The sequence below is a fragment of the Paenibacillus sp. PK4536 genome (assembly GCF_028594455.2).
GTDB lineage: Bacteria > Bacillota > Bacilli > Paenibacillales > Paenibacillaceae > Saccharibacillus > Saccharibacillus nuruki.
The window spans coordinates 894,237-909,398 of the sequence record NZ_CP126313.1 but is presented as its reverse complement, the minus strand read 5'-3'; the positions used below and the strand labels follow the sequence as shown (position 1 = coordinate 909,398).

Below are 15,162 nucleotides of genomic sequence, written 5' to 3'. Positions count from 1 at the left end.
GATTATTGCACCACCGTTTCTATTCGAACGTGATTACAATTTTGCCTTTAGCATGATGAGTTGCACTTAATTCATGAGCTTCTTGTAGTCCTTTTTCAGAGAAAGGAATTTCAGTGCCTACGATTGCTTTAAGCTTGCCTTCAGCCATCAATAAACCTAGCTTTTGCAATTGCTCGCCATTAGGTTCTAACCAGATCGACTTAGCAGTCACATCGTATTGTGCTTTTAACTTCTCATCCGGTTCACCTACGATAGAAATTAAGCGTCCAGTGCCCGGTTTGAGTACTTTGAAGCTATCTGCTTGAATCTTATCGCCCATGGTATCAAATACCAAATCAATATCGGACAAGACTTCGGAAAAGTCTGTCGATTTGTAATCGATCACTTCATCTGCACCTAGAGATGTGGCGAACTCTTTGTTTTTCTCACTAGCTGTAGTGATGACATGTGCACCTGCATTTTTGGCAAGTTGAATCGCTAGACTTCCTACGCCACCTGCACCTGCATGAATCAATACTTTTTCACCAGCTTGCAATTGTCCATGATCGAACAGTGCTTGCCATGCAGTAAGTCCAGCGAGTGGAATAGAAGCGGCTTCTTGGAAAGTCAGACTCACAGGCAACGCTGCTAATAAATGATCATCCACAAGCGTATATTCTGCATAGGTTCCAAAACGTGTTGTTTCCGGACGAGCAAATACTTCGTCTCCTATTTTCCACTCCGTTACCGCAGAACCGACTTCTGTAATTACACCAGCAGCATCCCATCCCAAAATAATCGGGAACTCCCAATCCATCATCTGTTTTAAATAACCTGCACGTAATTTCCAATCGATCGGGTTGATCGAAGTTGCTTTTAATTTGACGACGACTTGATGTTCTCCGGGTACAGGATCAGGAACATTCATTTCTTTCAGTTCTTCTTTTTCACCGTATTGTTCGATAACAACTGCTTTCATAAGTATTCCTCCTCGTAGGCTATGTCTCTATAGTTAACATACACCAAATCAAACATATTGAATAATTAGCAAAAATACTGAATTTTTTTGTTTCAAAACCAACATTTCTGGATCCTTTCAACCGTTATATAGAGTAGGACATGCACAAAATTTGCACAAAGATGCAATATCCGCTTTACATAGACACAAGATATTAGAAGACGAAGGAGCCGTTATGAAAAAACAATGGCTAGTGCCCTTAATCGTACTATTGCTAATCGCTGCGCCTGTATACGGATTTATCCGGCAATATCTTGTCGATAAAATAGATCATCCTGTCGCACAACATGGAGTTATAGATTTACGCCAATGGGATTATAGTACCAACGGTACTGTGTCGCTAAATGGCGAATGGGATATCTATCCCTCTGTATTTCTGAACCCTCAAGATTTTCAAAATGGAGCATCAGCGACAGTAAATATTCCCGCGCAACCGATTCAAGTCCCTCAATCGTGGAATAAAGTCATGCAAAAAAACGGTAGCTCTGCTTTTGGATATGCTACTTACCATTTGCGTATTCTGGTAGGAGATCAGCAACAAGCAGAACGTTTATACGGGATTCATGTCAAAAATATTCGTACTGCTCATCGCATCTTTATTAATGGACAACGGGTAGGTTCCAGTGGAACACCTGGCACAACAGCGGCAACAACAGTCCCTAACAATGTGCCTTATAACACATGGGTTCCTATCGATGGCAATACTGTTGATCTGGTTGTACAAGTATCGAATTATAGTTATTCCTCTGGTGGTATCGCTTATCCGATTAACTTTGGCGATATGACTGCTATTACAAAAGAACGTGAAATTTCTATTATTAGCGATATCGCTGTCATGGGGGGCTTTTTACTTCCGGGTCTGTATGTATTGATTTTGTATCAGATGCGACGCAAAGATCAGACCTTACTTTATCTTGGATTTTTCTGTATTGCTGCTTTTCTACATGTATTAACTCACGGAGAAAAGTTGTTCAGTATGATATCGCCAGAACTGTCGTATGAACTGGTGTTACGTGTTCAACTGGGTTGTTCGGTGATTTTCTATTATTGTTTGCTGTTTTATGTGAGTAAATCTTTGCCTAATGTAGCGTATGTGCTTGTGTTACGTAGTTATCGGATCATGAGCATTGTTTTACTAGCGATGAGTATGTTTACACCGACTTCCTTTTTCACGCAAATAGATCAAATCTGGTTCCTCTGTAATCTACTAACGATTGCGTATGTAATCTATATCGTAGTCAGAGCAGTGATCAAGAAGCAACCGCATAGTCAGTCGATGCTTCTAAGTGTGCATAGTCTGGCGGTGGTCGCTATTATCAGTATCATTAGCTTGCGCGGAATTATAGATAATACAGCTATTATTCCTATCGAAGTACTATTTTTTGTGATTACACAGTGTCTGATGATCGGTCGACAATTTGCCCTTTCTTTTCAGCAAATTGAAAATCTATCTCAGCAATTACTGACATTAGATGAATTGAAAAATGAATTTATTGCAAATACTTCGCATGCGCTTCGTACACCGCTGCATGGCATGATTAATATGACCGAATCACTGATCGAAGGAGCCGCAGGGCCTCTGGAAGATAAGCAAGTCGATCAATTGATAGTGGTATCGTCGACAGGGCATAAGCTTGCCGCATTGATCAATGATATTTTGGATTATTCCAAATTGAAAAATGGTGATCTTTTACTGGATCGCAAAGCGGTTAATCTACGAACTGTTGCTGAATCGGTGCTGGAGATTGTTAGTTATACGGCCGCAGGACGGCAGATTGTATTTATCCAAGAATGGCCTGAATATGTGCCTCCTTTATATACCGATGAAGATCGGTTAAGTCAGATTCTTTATAATTTGCTCGGCAATGCTGTGAAATTTACAGAGCAAGGTGAGATACGTTTTATTGTTGAGGTCGGTGCCGGGCATGTTACGTTTGCTGTAGTCGATACAGGAATAGGAATCGAAGCAGATCGGTATGAAGATATTTTCAAATCGTTCGAACAAGGCTTAGGGCTATCCGAGCAAAGTTACGCAGGTACAGGGCTTGGACTTAGTATTACCAAAAAGTTAGTGGAATTAAATGATGGGCAGATCACGGTAGAATCGGTTCTTGGTCAAGGATCTACATTTACAGTTACATTGCCTACTGCCGATGTACCGGTGACCAAAGAAATGATAACTACTGTTCAACCGATGACCCCTCAACCTGAAGTGAAACAGTCTATTTCGAAAAGCAAACCCGTACTCCAACGTGAGAAAGAGCCATTGATCAATAAAGAGGATGAGCTATCTCATTCACATCATACTCAAGTGATCTTGATCGTAGATGATGATCCGGTGAACTTACGGGTGTTGAATAACATTTTATCGTTACAACAATATGTAGTGATCGAAGCGCAAAGTGGGAAAGCGGCACTGGATAAATTACGATATCATCCGAAGATTGATCTGATGATTACCGATTGGATGATGCCCGGGATGTCTGGATTGGAACTGTGTCGCCAAGTTCGTCAACGATACTCCTTATCCGAACTACCGATATTGATGTTAACCGCACGCAGTCGTCCTGAAGATATTCAGAATGGATTTGCCGCAGGGGTTAATGATTTTCTAGGTAAGCCTGTTCATGCGATTGAACTAAGAGCACGTGTGAATACTTTATTAGAACTGAAGTCTTCAGTGCAGACTGTATTGCGTACCGAAATGGCATTTTTGCAAGCACAGATCAAGCCGCATTTCTTATATAATGCGCTGAATACGATTATTGCGATGTGTTCGATCGATCCGGATCAAGCCTCAGAGTTGCTAATTGAGCTTAGTCAATATTTACGGCGAAGTTTTGATTTTCAGAATCGAGATCAGTTAACGACTTTAAATAAAGAAATTGAATTGATTCAGTCTTATCTATCGCTTGAAAAAGCACGGTTTGATGAACGTTTGCAGATTGTATGGGATGTGGATCGTGAACTAGGGCAGATGATTCCACCGCTCAGTATCCAACCCCTTGTTGAAAATGCAGTACGTCATGGACTGATGAACAAAGCAGTAGGAGGGATATTAACTATCTCTATTCAAGAACAACAGAATAATCTACTTGTCCGTATTCAAGATGACGGTATAGGGATGGCACCTGAGAAGATTCCTGCTTTATTAGCAGGAGAATCTACATCAGCCAATAGCGGTGTCGGGGTGATCAATATTCACAAACGACTACTAGCGATGTATGGTCAAGGGCTTCATATTGAAAGCACAGTCGGCAAAGGAACAACGATAAGCTTTACGATTCCGGGAGGTGAAGTAAGCGCATGAGAGCCATTTTGATTGATGATGAGAAGCCGGCGTTGTTACATTTGGAAAAACTATTAAACAAAGATGGAAATATTGAAGTGGTCGGCAAATACACATTTGCTCAAGCTGGTATTGATCACCTGAAGAAAGATAAAACAGATATTGTTTTTCTTGATATCGGTATGCCTGAGATTAACGGTTTAGAAGCGGCTGAATATATTCAACAGATCGATCAGGAGATCAAAATTATTTATATTACAGCTTATTCGGAATATGCTTTAGAAGCTTTTGAATTGAATGCACTGGATTATATTTTGAAGCCGATTGTACCGGTTCGTTTCCAGAAGACACTAGAACGTATTCGTCATTCTATTCCTGTACCCCAAGCGCAGGAACCTCAGCAAGTTGAAGATGTTGTCAAAGTATTATGCTTTAAGCGACTTACTTTACAAGATGGACAACATGATGGCAAAAAGCTGAAATGGCGCACGATGAAAGCACAAGAACTGTTTGCATTTTTGCTACATAATAAAGGCGAATGGGTCTCCAAAGAAAAAATCATCGATGCGTTATGGCCGGAATATACAGAGGAAAAAGCGACGACTCATTTGCATACATCGGTCTATCAGATTCGCAAGTTGCTCAAAGAATGGGGCATTACGACCAAGTTAGAATATGCGCAAGAAGGGTACCGTTTGAATCAAGAAGGCATTATGAATGATGTAGATCGCTTTGAAGCAGGTATTCAAGCAGACAAAGATTATGCAGAAGATTGTTATCATCAAAATGATCACTTGTTATCGTTATATCGAGGGGATTATTTAGAAGAACATGATTATCCATGGGCAAGTATTCGCCGTCAAAATCTACTGCATGCGTATATGAATTTGCTGTTTACTACTGCTCAATATGAGATTACTCATCACCGGGAACAGCAAGCGATTCAGCGTTTATTAGGAGCATGGCAGAAAGATCCATATTCTGAAGAAATCTGCCGCTTATTGATGACAGCTTATGCAAGTATTGGTCATCACGCATTATTAGCGAGTTGTTATCGAGGGTTTGTGAATTTGCTTCGAGAAGACTTGGGTATTGAACCTGAAAAAGAAACTGTCCGGTTATACCAACGACTTCATCAATAGAATGATTCAAGAAATACGGATGTACAGAAAAGAGTAGGGGGTTAGCGATGGATCGGTATAAAGGACGTTATGCAGTTCGCTATTCGGTGTACGCCTGTTGTGTCAGTCTGTTGATGATCATGGCATGGGGATGGGGCGGAGTGAAATCGGCTGAAGCAGAAGATACCTTAGGATGGGATAGCTTGTTATCACCTGTTGTACTTGCAGGATCGTCTGTGGATCTACAGAGTGTTGATGTTAATGTGCTTGCAGGTTGGTTAACAGGAACGACTCCTTTGATCGAATACAGTCTAGATTCTACGGATGGAATCAATGGTCACTGGATTCAAGCTGATGATATAGTGACGCCTATACGGTGGCAACCGGGTTACCTCTATATTCGAGAGCAAGCCGATCCGACAAATAACCGCTTATTAGCTGTGATTCAGTTAGGTAGAGAGGGTACGTATCTATTTGCTGATCCAACAGCAAGCTTGATGATCCCTACGACTCATCCATCCATCTCAGATAGTGTAGTCGGGTCAGCTGATCCTATAATAAATTCTAAGACCACTCCGCTTGATGATTCCGATACTGACCCAACAGCTATTCATCCACTGACAACGATCCAATCAGACCCATCAGGTACCACTTCTATCCAGATCAATAACGATGTAGCGATTGAGCAACTCACCGCTAATAGCGAGCATACATTGACGATTCCAGTGACAAGTAATCATTCATCGATGCAGATACCGATCGAAGGTTCGTTACTACAAGCATTATACGATCAAAAAGGAACGATCATGATTGTCTGTCCGCAAGTCACCTATACATTACCAATCGCTATGTTAGAACCGCAAAAGGTAATACAGTCTTTTGCAAAGCCACCTGTATCGATGACCTCAATCACGTTGACGATTCAGATAAAGACACCATCCAATAGTGATATAGCATCTCTGCAATCACTATTGAATCTACAACAAATCAATATCGTCGGCTCGCCTGTAAGTGTACAATTACAAGCTTCATATGATGGACAGACCATACCTATTTCTCCGCAAGGCACCGATCAAAGTCTAGAACTTACGATGCCAGTGCCGGTAACAACATCGACAGATTCAATATCGTCCAAGCCCACTACCGCGATAGTATATCAAGCCGATCATTCCATGCATCCTGTACCTACATTGATCTCATCACCGAATGATAGCAGTGCTACAGCACATATTCATGGATGGACTAATGGCATCTATGCACTGGTGTCTCATCATCCATCTTTTACAGATACCGGTTCTCATTGGAGTTCAGCAGATGTGAATGATATGGCTTCTCGACTGATAGTCACAGGTGAAAAAGGGGGAGTATTTGCGCCTGATCGACTGGTGACACGAGCAGAATTTGCGGCGATGATCGTAAGAGCACTAGGATTATCTGCGGAGCCAAGTAAGACCCCTTTCTCGGATGTACATGATTCCGATTGGTATGCAGGTGTGATTGGTAGTGCAAGTAATCATGGGCTGATTGAAGGATACAATGATACGACTTTCCGTCCGAATCAGCAGATTACCCGTGAAGAAGCCAGTGAGATCTTAAGTCATGCGATGAAATTAACAGGATTGAGTACAGCGATCACGACCCGTGAAGCGAATGCACAGCTAAACCCATTTGCCGATCGGAAGCAAGTATCCAACTGGGCAGTACCTGCACTAGCACTATCGGTGAAATATCATATTCTTGAAGGTGTTCAAGGAGCGATTCAGCCGCAAAGCGACGTATCCCGCGCACAAGCGACAGTGATGATTCGCCGATTGTTACAGCAATCCGGTTGGATACAATCCTAAGGTCACACATGTAATAGTAAACATACAAAAAGCCTGATTACTGTAGATATAACTTACAGCGATCAGGCTTTGCTACTTATTACGAATCGACTATAGTGTTGACCCACTTGGCTCGGTACACTTCAGGTGAGCAACCAACCATTTGCTTGAATAGTCGGCTAAAATGAGTTAATTGCTTGAATCCAACCAATCGACTTGCTTCTGTAATCGATAGATCGGCTTGATATTGAAATAACAATGTAGCCTGTGTAATCCGCCGATTGTATAGATATTTGAACACGGTTGTCCCTGTCGATTGCTTGAATACGCTTGCAATATAAGGCTTAGAAAGATGCAGATGATCGGCAATATGATCCAGTGTGATATCGTGCATATAATGAGCTTCGATATAATCAAGGATCGCCTGTGCATATCCTGATTTACCGATACGCTCATAGGTAATATGTTCTTGCTTGCATCGTTCGGCAAGTAAAGACAGTAGATCACACATACGCATCATAAATCGCAGCGATACTTTTTCATTTGCCTGAGGAGCGATCTGTTGAAGAGAAGCCAAAGATTGCTCCCATTCCGCTTGTTGCTCTGGATTCAGAGAAAGACGACAATTACCGATCTGTTCAAAAGGATACAGTAATTCCGTGATATGTTCTGCTTGAATATAATTGTGTAACACCGCCGGATCAAAATGCAAAATTGTACGAATATAAGGCTGATCTGGAGCAGGATGAGGACGGTGTAATGTCATACCATGCATCAATAACACATCGCCTGGGCGTAGATCATAACTGCGATCTCCAATAATATACGTACATACACCTGCATGAAAATAATAAATTTCATAATGCAGATGAGAATGAAATCCATCGACGGTCGGTGGTTGAAAAGGCATTTCCGAGCGATATCCATAAGTGACAGACTGGTCTAAACGCAATGTATTTGGCATCTGCCAGTGTACCTCCTGCAATGGGTCTATAATCTCGACTCCATTGTAACACTGACAGAGAATGCTAGGACAGTCGATTCACTACAGGCGAAGAAGTAAATCCTTGCAAAGGCTCTTTTTGATTCCACGCTTGTTGTTGTGAAAGTAGACATAATTCAGCGGCTTTGAATGCATGCTCTTGTGTCATCGCACGCTCTGTTCGTTCCAATACATCCAATATCAGTTGACCGAAAAAGGGATAACCCACTTTACCTTTTACGTCAAAATGATATTCACCTTCGTGATTAACCAGATACACATGATCTCCTGTAGAATCCCGAGCAATATCTACATATTTACGCAGTTCGATATAACCGTCTGTGCCTAGAATAGTCGTTCGTCCATCTCCCCATGTACTAAGCCCTTCCGGTGTAAACCAATCTACACGCATATACCCTGAAGCTCCGCTATCTCCTAGCAATGAAATTTCTCCGAAGTCTTCTAATTCTGGATATTGAGGGTGATTAAAGTTAGCGACACGACTGTGCTGAATCGATGCATCTGTAGAACCTGTAAAGGTTAAAAATTGTTCAATCTGATGACTTCCAATATCGCACAAAATACCGCCATACCGTTCACGCTCAAAAAACCAGTCCGGTCGCTTGGAAGCTTGTAAGCGATGAGGCCCTGTGCCGATCACCTGTATGACACGTCCGATTGCACCTTGCCCAATCAATTGTTCTGCATAGACAGCACTTTCTACATGCAGACGTTCACTATAATAGACCATATATTTACGTCCGCTACGTTCTGCTTCTAGCCTAGCTTGGGTCAGTTGATCCAGTGTAGTAAATGGCGCTTTATCTGTAAAATAATCTTTGCCTGCTTGCATAACCTGTATCCCCAAAGGCCCTCGATCTGCTGGAATAGCCGCCGCAGCCACCAACACAATATCGTCATCTTGTAAAATATGCTCTAATGTTGGAGCGATAGTTACTTCAGGGAATTGCTTGCGAAATTGTTCGACTTTGAGTGGATCAGGATCATACACCCATTTGACCGAAGCTCCCGCTTGTACCAGTCCTTCACACATTCCATAGATATGCCCGTGATCCAGTGCAGCAACAGCGATCTGAAATTGACCAGGAGCACAGACGATTTGAGATTGATATTCACTTGTTGGTGCATAGAACATGCCGTCTTTGTGGTTCTGACTCATCTCTAAACCTCCTAAATACATAGCTTATACAAAATTATTTATACGTAGCACTTAGATCTGTAGGCAGTTGGTCGGTTACCGCATTACTTTTGGAGATCGAGGAATGTTGTTTACGTTGCTCTAATTCATGTTCAAATTGTTCTTCACTGACAGGCAATGCTACCCAATCATCGATCCATGTAGATAAATACATCGCATTCGATAAGCTCAATCCACGAATCCCTTCTTCCCCGGGAGCAATCAGAGCTGTGCCATACTGAATACTATCGATCCAATTTTGTATAATGCCTGGATGACCGGTCTCCATTCCTTCGATCGGGATCTCACATTTCCAACATTCAGGATGCCCGAACTTGCCTTCATAATGCTTATTAAATTGAGTCTCTGATTCACGTAAGCGCCAAAATGTCAGTGTGTCGTTTTCGATTACGATTTTGCCTTGATCGCCTGTAATTTCAAACCGATTGCTACCCGGATATTCACCTGTGGTAGTAATAAATACAGCGGTTGCGCCATTCTCATATTCGGCATAAGCAGTCACATCATCTTCCACTTCAATATTGCGATACTTACCAAACTGGCAAAATGCTCGAATACGTGTAGGCATCATCCCTGTTGTCCATTGCAATAGATCCAGTTGATGTGGACATTGATTGATCAATACCCCACCGCCTTCACCACTCCATGTCGCACGCCAACCGCCAGAATCGTAATAACTTTGCGACCGATACCAGTTAGTAATAATCCAATTCAGCCGCCTAATCTCGCCCAGTTCACCGGAAGAGATCAAGTCTTTTAATTTGATATAAAGGGGATTGGTACGTTGATTGTACATGATCGAAAAGACACTACCACTTTGAGCAGCGGCTTCATTCATTTCTCGTACTTGTCTTGTGTATACGCCAGCAGGCTTTTCGACTAAGACATGAATACCTGCGCCAAAAGCGAGTGCCGCTTGTCTTGCATGATCATAATGAGGAGTCGCTAGAATGACAGCATCCACCGTACCTGAAGACAACATCTCTTCTGCATTTGTCCAAAAAGCCAGTGTCGGTGATAACTGTTCACTCACCCAATCACGCATCATTTCTCGAATATCGCAGACAGCGACAAGTTCAGCACCCTTGATCGTCCCTGATAATAAAGTGCGGGCATGAGCACTACCCATATTGCCGACTCCAATAATACCTACACGTACGCTAGAATCTGACTGTGTCATTACTGTCCCTCCTTGATATACTGTCCGGCAAGTTCACGGAATGATCCGGCAAAATACTGCAACATCTCGAAGGAATCCAGTTGTCCGCTAAAGTCTTCGACACCTAGATAACCGTCGTATCCTACACTTTGCAGATCACTAATAATCTGTTGCCACGGAACGATACCTTCAAGCATCGGAGCCCACTGACAATGCCACTGCTGATCTTGTTGTATCCATGCTGCATTTTTAACATGAACATGAGCCAGATAAGGCCCGAGTAATTGAAGCCCCATCCGATAATTCTCATATCCTTCATGCACCATATTGCCCGGATCATAGAGAACGCCTACATGTTCTGGATCAAGATGTTCAACCAGACGTAAAGCGGCAGAAGCACTGGCAGCTATCGTCTGATGATGCGTTTCGATCAATGCTTGGATCCCGTATTGTTGAGCGAGTTCTTGCACACTGGAAAGGTACCGGGTCGCTTCTGCATCCAGATCACGATAATGACGGGTGCGATCATACATTGGCACACCAACACGCATCATCGAAGCTCCCAGTTGCTGAGCAGTGGCAAAAGCATGATGGGTGCTGTCTAGATCACCACATTTTAGATAAGGCACAAGAGCAATCGATTCCAATTGATGTTGCTGTACAGATTGCTTAATGATCGAGACGTTCGGTTCGGTATGTTCTGGATCAATCGAACAACGATTATGTCGCCAGAACGAAGGTTCTTCTGCTAAAGCTTCTTCAGGAATAGACGCAAACCGCCACTCAATCCCGTCTATCCCTGCTTGAGTTGCTGCTGTAATCAATTGTTCAGGTGTTAGATCAGGCGTACATACGGTAAACACAGAAAGTTTCATACGTAGATCGTCAGCTCCTTCGTCACATACATCCATTGATTTGCCCAATGTACCATGTATTTGTATCCAATAAGGTGATCTGAACGTAGAAGTAGAATAAGGGATAAATAAAAGAGCGAAGCGGTTAGTGTGAGATAAATGAATAACGGGTAAATATATACCAAAGAAGTACATAGATACCGGAGGGATGAAATAATGAATACGATGAAAGCTGTAGGGGTGACCCATTACTTATCTATCGATCAAGCAGACAGTCTATTAGATGTAGAAATACCGAAACCATCGGCTAGTGGACATGATCTATTGGTTCAAGTCCAAGCGATTTCTGTGAATCCTGTAGATACCAAGATTAGAGCACCCAAAGATCAAGTGGAGGAGAATCCACGTATTCTAGGCTGGGATGTAGCGGGTATTGTGGTTGAAGTAGGAAATCAAGTCACTCATTTTCAGGTAGGAGATGAAGTCTTCTATGCAGGGAGTGTTACACGAGCAGGGGGTAACAGTGAATACCATCTTGTCGATGAACGGATTGTAGGGCATAAGCCCAAGTCACTTGATTTTGCTGCTGCGGCTGCTCTGCCTTTGACTGCAATTACAGCATGGGAAGCGATTCATGAGCGTCTGGGCATTTCGGAAGATGCGGTATCCAATGCTGGGCACACGATACTGATTATTAATGCCGCAGGTGGAGTTGGTTCTATCGCTACACAGATGGCGCATCTGGCAGGATTGACGGTTATTGGTACAGCATCACGTCCAGAAACGTCAGATTGGGCGAAAGCGCACGGAGCCGATCATGTGATTAATCATCATGACGCATTTGTGCCTCAGTTGAAAAAGATAGGCTTTTCAGATGTGCATTATATATTATGCTTAAATCATACCGACCAACACTGGCAACATATGGCGGATGCGATAGCACCACAAGGCAAAATATGTTCGATTGTAGAAACCGAGCAACCGATCGATCTGGAAGCGCTCAAAAACAAAAGTGCTACGTTTGTCTGGGAATTTATGTTCACCCGTTCAATGTATGGGACAGACGATATGAGCGAGCAGAGTGTAATTTTAAATCGGATGGCTAGTCAGATTGACGAAGGCAAGCTTCGCACAACAGAAACCAAGCGTCTACGTCCAATTAATGCGACTCAATTACGAGAAGCCCATCGATTGTTAGAAGCAGGCGATATGATTGGCAAATTAGTCTTAGAAAATTTTGAATCGTAAACGATATTTTGATCTATATAGGAGGCATACGATGAGTACGAATAATGACCAGCTCAAAGCGACGATTCGCAAAACAGCAGATGAAGCTTTTGATAAAGAAATGGATGAGATTAATCGCCAGATGAAAGATGAAGTATTGATCGCTTTAATCGGTGATGTTAATGCAGGGAAGTCATCAACGATTAATCGGATTGTAGGCGAAGAGGTAGCCGGGGTCGGTGCAGAGCCGGGAGAGACGACCGAGATTAAGCCTTATGCTTATCGGGAAAAGATTATTTTTATCGATACACCGGGCTTGAATGATGTGAATCTTAGCAACTCAGCTGTGACACGCGAATATTATCGCAAAACGGATGTGGTTCTTTTTTTCCTAAATGCCGCAGGAACCGTATATTCAGAAGCTGAAAAAAATTCATTACAAGCGTTAGAGAAAATCAATAACAATATCATTATTGTATTGAACAAAATTGATGCAGCAGATGAGATTGATCGTCTGGTTCGTCGTATTCAACAAGAAACAGGGCATAAATATCAAGTCATTCCCGTATCTTCACGTACCGGACAAAATATTGATACATTACGTGATAGCATTTTGGATCTATTGAAAAAAAAAAGTAAGGACATTCTATTCGCCCGTACGATCAAAGAAAAGTCGTCAACCGCCAACAAATGGATTGTGGGCGCGGCTACTTCGGCGGGGGCGATAGGAGCAGCACCTATTCCGGGAGCTGATATTATTCCGATCACCGCGATTCAGATCGGATTACTGACACGCTTAGCTGCGCTGTATAACAAGCCGATCAGTCGTGAAACCGCGAAAGAAATAGTGATTACAGCTATTATTGGTAATCTAGGCAAAAGTCTATTTGCTCAAGTGCTCAAAATCTTCCCTGGAGCAGGTTCTGTAGCTGGAGCAGGCGTGGCGGGAGCGATTACATTAGCACTAGGTTATTCAGTGAAATATGCATATGAACGTAATATCGAAGTCACTCCTGAAACCGTCGGCAAATTATACAAAAAGTTCCGTGAACGTACCAAAAAACAAGATGTATCTCAGATCACATCATTAGACGATCCTAAATAAGCATGTGAACAGAAAGGCTGGATAAATGATTGAAGGCATTACAACGGCTACAAGGTCATCTGATGCGCTGGGCTCAAGAGCGACACTTTGCAGAAGGACAGCTTATTCATGAGCGTTATCGGATTAGTAGACGCTTAGGCACAGGAAGTTATGGTGTCACTTATCTATGCGAAGATATCCAGACCTTACAGACCTGTGTATTGAAAAGAGTCTACCCTTTGCGTGGTGGTCATAGACGTGCACAATTGATCTATGAACGTGAATGTAAAGCGATGGCGGCAATAGATCATCCGCGCATTCCTGCATTGATCGATACATTTCTATATCATCATTATCATTGTCTGGTGATGACATATATGGAAGGGCATAATGTAGGAGAGCTTATTTTCGAACAAGGGATACGCTTGAATGAACGTGAAGCTCTGCAATGGATGAAGCCATTAGTAGAGATTGTGACTGCTATTCATCATCAAGGATGGGTACACAGAGATATTAGCCTTTCAAATGTAATCTATGATCACGATCAAGTCTATTTGATCGATCTAGGGCTGATGTGGCAACAAGGGGAAGGAACAAGAAGTGTAGCGCTACTTGATGAACTGGTTAGTGGTGATCAGGAAGAGAAGCGGATTAGACGAGCTTTGCATGTAACGAGCGACTTTTACGGGTTGGGGCATTTGTTGTTATTCCTTCTGTATAGTCATGAAGAGCAGAGCGAAGAAGCTTCTCTCGCTACAGAACAACCACAGGGTAGCTGGGAAGATGAATTATCTCTTCATCCACGTACACATCAGATGATTCGTCGTATGCTCCTCGTGGAGCCAACACAGCCTTACGATCAGATCGATGAGATTGCTCAAGAAATCGATCAGATTATTGCTGAGATTGAAATGATTTCAAATTAGAAGAATGATCATAAAAATATCCCGACAGAATAACATCGTATCTCTTAACGATATTCTGCACGGGATATTTGTTTTTGTGTTGATAGAAATACATCATCCTCGGATTAGCTACTGCTATACGAGCTGGATGAACGCTTTCCTCGATAATGTCCACGCCCATGTTGATTATGAAAACCTCCACGACGATAACGATCACTGCTACTATACGAACGCCTACGCTTTTTCTTCGAAGAGATCAGATGTTTGATCAGACTTTTAATCATACCCATAATAAATAGCTCCTTTTTTGTTCATTTTGAAGTACATTTGTGGTTTTATTTGAAATAATGAAGCAGAATAGGTCTTAATACATAGGAAACGGTTGACATGTGTTTGCATTTACTAAGTACATTTCCTATTCCTTTCTACTTTCTACGGGCAGGAGGGGATAAGGTTTCTAAATAAAGAATCATTTTGAATCTTATCTATGTGCATACGGATT

At 42.3% G+C, this 15,162-nt stretch carries 12 protein-coding genes; 6 read left to right on the top strand and 6 right to left on the bottom strand.

The features are described from left to right. Nucleotides 1–19 precede the first annotated feature (19 nt). Nucleotides 20–958, bottom strand: coding sequence for an NADP-dependent oxidoreductase (locus tag PO903_RS04265; RefSeq protein ID WP_273592697.1), 939 nt, complete (start codon nt 956–958; stop codon nt 20–22). 214 nt (nt 959–1,172) lie between these two features. On the opposite strand from PO903_RS04265, the gene PO903_RS04260 reads away from it, so the two are divergent. Genes PO903_RS04260 through PO903_RS04250 form a run of 3 tightly spaced genes read left to right on the top strand, consistent with a single transcriptional unit; the run spans nt 1,173 to nt 7,251 of the window. Further along, nucleotides 1,173–4,307 carry a hybrid sensor histidine kinase/response regulator gene (locus PO903_RS04260; RefSeq protein ID WP_273592696.1) on the top strand — a complete coding sequence of 1,045 codons (3,135 nt, stop codon included), beginning with the start codon at nt 1,173–1,175 and terminating at the stop codon, nt 4,305–4,307. After that, complete coding sequence (locus PO903_RS04255) at nt 4,304–5,428, top strand: response regulator (protein WP_273592695.1); 1,125 nt, start codon at nt 4,304–4,306, stop codon at nt 5,426–5,428. Before PO903_RS04260 ends, PO903_RS04255 begins: the two co-directional genes overlap by 4 nt. Nucleotides 5,429–5,475: 47 nt before the next feature. After that, entirely contained in the window at nt 5,476–7,251 is a 1,776-nt protein-coding gene (locus PO903_RS04250; protein ID WP_273592694.1) for an S-layer homology domain-containing protein, read from the top strand. A gap of 79 nt (nt 7,252–7,330) precedes the next feature. Here the strand turns inward: PO903_RS04250 and PO903_RS04245 are convergent, their stop codons facing one another. From PO903_RS04245 to PO903_RS04230, 4 genes are all read right to left on the bottom strand, one after another. Then, nucleotides 7,331–8,194 carry an AraC family transcriptional regulator gene (locus PO903_RS04245; RefSeq protein ID WP_137223890.1) on the bottom strand — a complete coding sequence of 288 codons (864 nt, stop codon included), beginning with the start codon at nt 8,192–8,194 and terminating at the stop codon, nt 7,331–7,333. 64 nt (nt 8,195–8,258) lie between these two features. Next, entirely contained in the window at nt 8,259–9,392 is a 1,134-nt protein-coding gene (locus PO903_RS04240) for a Gfo/Idh/MocA family protein (protein ID WP_273592693.1), read from the bottom strand. Between the two features lie 34 nt (nt 9,393–9,426). Further along, nucleotides 9,427–10,611: a Gfo/Idh/MocA family protein gene (locus tag PO903_RS04235; protein ID WP_273592692.1), complete on the bottom strand. Its 1,185-nt coding sequence runs from the start codon at nt 10,609–10,611 to the stop codon at nt 9,427–9,429. Next, the gene (locus PO903_RS04230; protein WP_273592691.1) at nt 10,611–11,465 is read right to left on the bottom strand and encodes a sugar phosphate isomerase/epimerase family protein; all 855 of its coding nucleotides are present in this window, start codon (nt 11,463–11,465) and stop codon (nt 10,611–10,613) included. The genes PO903_RS04235 and PO903_RS04230 overlap by 1 nt, the downstream gene beginning before the upstream one ends. Before the next feature lie 195 nt (nt 11,466–11,660). On the opposite strand from PO903_RS04230, the gene PO903_RS04225 reads away from it, so the two are divergent. The 3 genes from PO903_RS04225 to PO903_RS04215 are packed head-to-tail and all read left to right on the top strand — an operon-like array spanning nt 11,661 to nt 14,681. Then, nucleotides 11,661–12,692 (top strand): zinc-binding alcohol dehydrogenase family protein, encoded by a 1,032-nt coding sequence (locus tag PO903_RS04225; protein ID WP_273592690.1) that lies wholly within the window; start codon nt 11,661–11,663, stop codon nt 12,690–12,692. 31 nt (nt 12,693–12,723) lie between these two features. Next, nucleotides 12,724–13,776 (top strand): YcjF family protein, encoded by a 1,053-nt coding sequence (locus tag PO903_RS04220; RefSeq protein WP_137223882.1) that lies wholly within the window; start codon nt 12,724–12,726, stop codon nt 13,774–13,776. A gap of 29 nt (nt 13,777–13,805) precedes the next feature. Beyond that, the gene (locus PO903_RS04215) at nt 13,806–14,681 is read left to right on the top strand and encodes a serine/threonine protein kinase (protein WP_137223880.1); all 876 of its coding nucleotides are present in this window, start codon (nt 13,806–13,808) and stop codon (nt 14,679–14,681) included. A gap of 104 nt (nt 14,682–14,785) precedes the next feature. On the opposite strand, the gene PO903_RS04210 is transcribed toward PO903_RS04215, so the two are convergent. Continuing rightward, nucleotides 14,786–14,950: a hypothetical protein gene (locus PO903_RS04210; RefSeq protein ID WP_161594272.1), complete on the bottom strand. Its 165-nt coding sequence runs from the start codon at nt 14,948–14,950 to the stop codon at nt 14,786–14,788. Between the last annotated feature and the right edge of the window lie 212 nt (nt 14,951–15,162).

Excerpts from the sequence above, each read along its gene's own strand:
- PO903_RS04265 (WP_273592697.1), bottom strand. The coding sequence starts at position 958 with ATGAAAGCAGTTGTTATCGAACAATACGGTGAAAAAGAAGAACTGAAA.
- PO903_RS04260 (WP_273592696.1), top strand. The coding sequence starts at position 1,173 with ATGAAAAAACAATGGCTAGTGCCCTTAATCGTACTATTGCTAATCGCT.
- PO903_RS04255 (WP_273592695.1), top strand. The coding sequence starts at position 4,304 with ATGAGAGCCATTTTGATTGATGATGAGAAGCCGGCGTTGTTACATTTG.
- PO903_RS04250 (WP_273592694.1), top strand. The coding sequence starts at position 5,476 with ATGGATCGGTATAAAGGACGTTATGCAGTTCGCTATTCGGTGTACGCC.
- PO903_RS04245 (WP_137223890.1), bottom strand. The coding sequence starts at position 8,194 with ATGCCAAATACATTGCGTTTAGACCAGTCTGTCACTTATGGATATCGC.
- PO903_RS04240 (WP_273592693.1), bottom strand. The coding sequence starts at position 9,392 with ATGAGTCAGAACCACAAAGACGGCATGTTCTATGCACCAACAAGTGAA.
- PO903_RS04235 (WP_273592692.1), bottom strand. The coding sequence starts at position 10,611 with ATGACACAGTCAGATTCTAGCGTACGTGTAGGTATTATTGGAGTCGGC.
- PO903_RS04230 (WP_273592691.1), bottom strand. The coding sequence starts at position 11,465 with ATGAAACTTTCTGTGTTTACCGTATGTACGCCTGATCTAACACCTGAA.
- PO903_RS04225 (WP_273592690.1), top strand. The coding sequence starts at position 11,661 with ATGAATACGATGAAAGCTGTAGGGGTGACCCATTACTTATCTATCGAT.
- PO903_RS04220 (WP_137223882.1), top strand. The coding sequence starts at position 12,724 with ATGAGTACGAATAATGACCAGCTCAAAGCGACGATTCGCAAAACAGCA.
- PO903_RS04210 (WP_161594272.1), bottom strand. The coding sequence starts at position 14,950 with ATGGGTATGATTAAAAGTCTGATCAAACATCTGATCTCTTCGAAGAAA.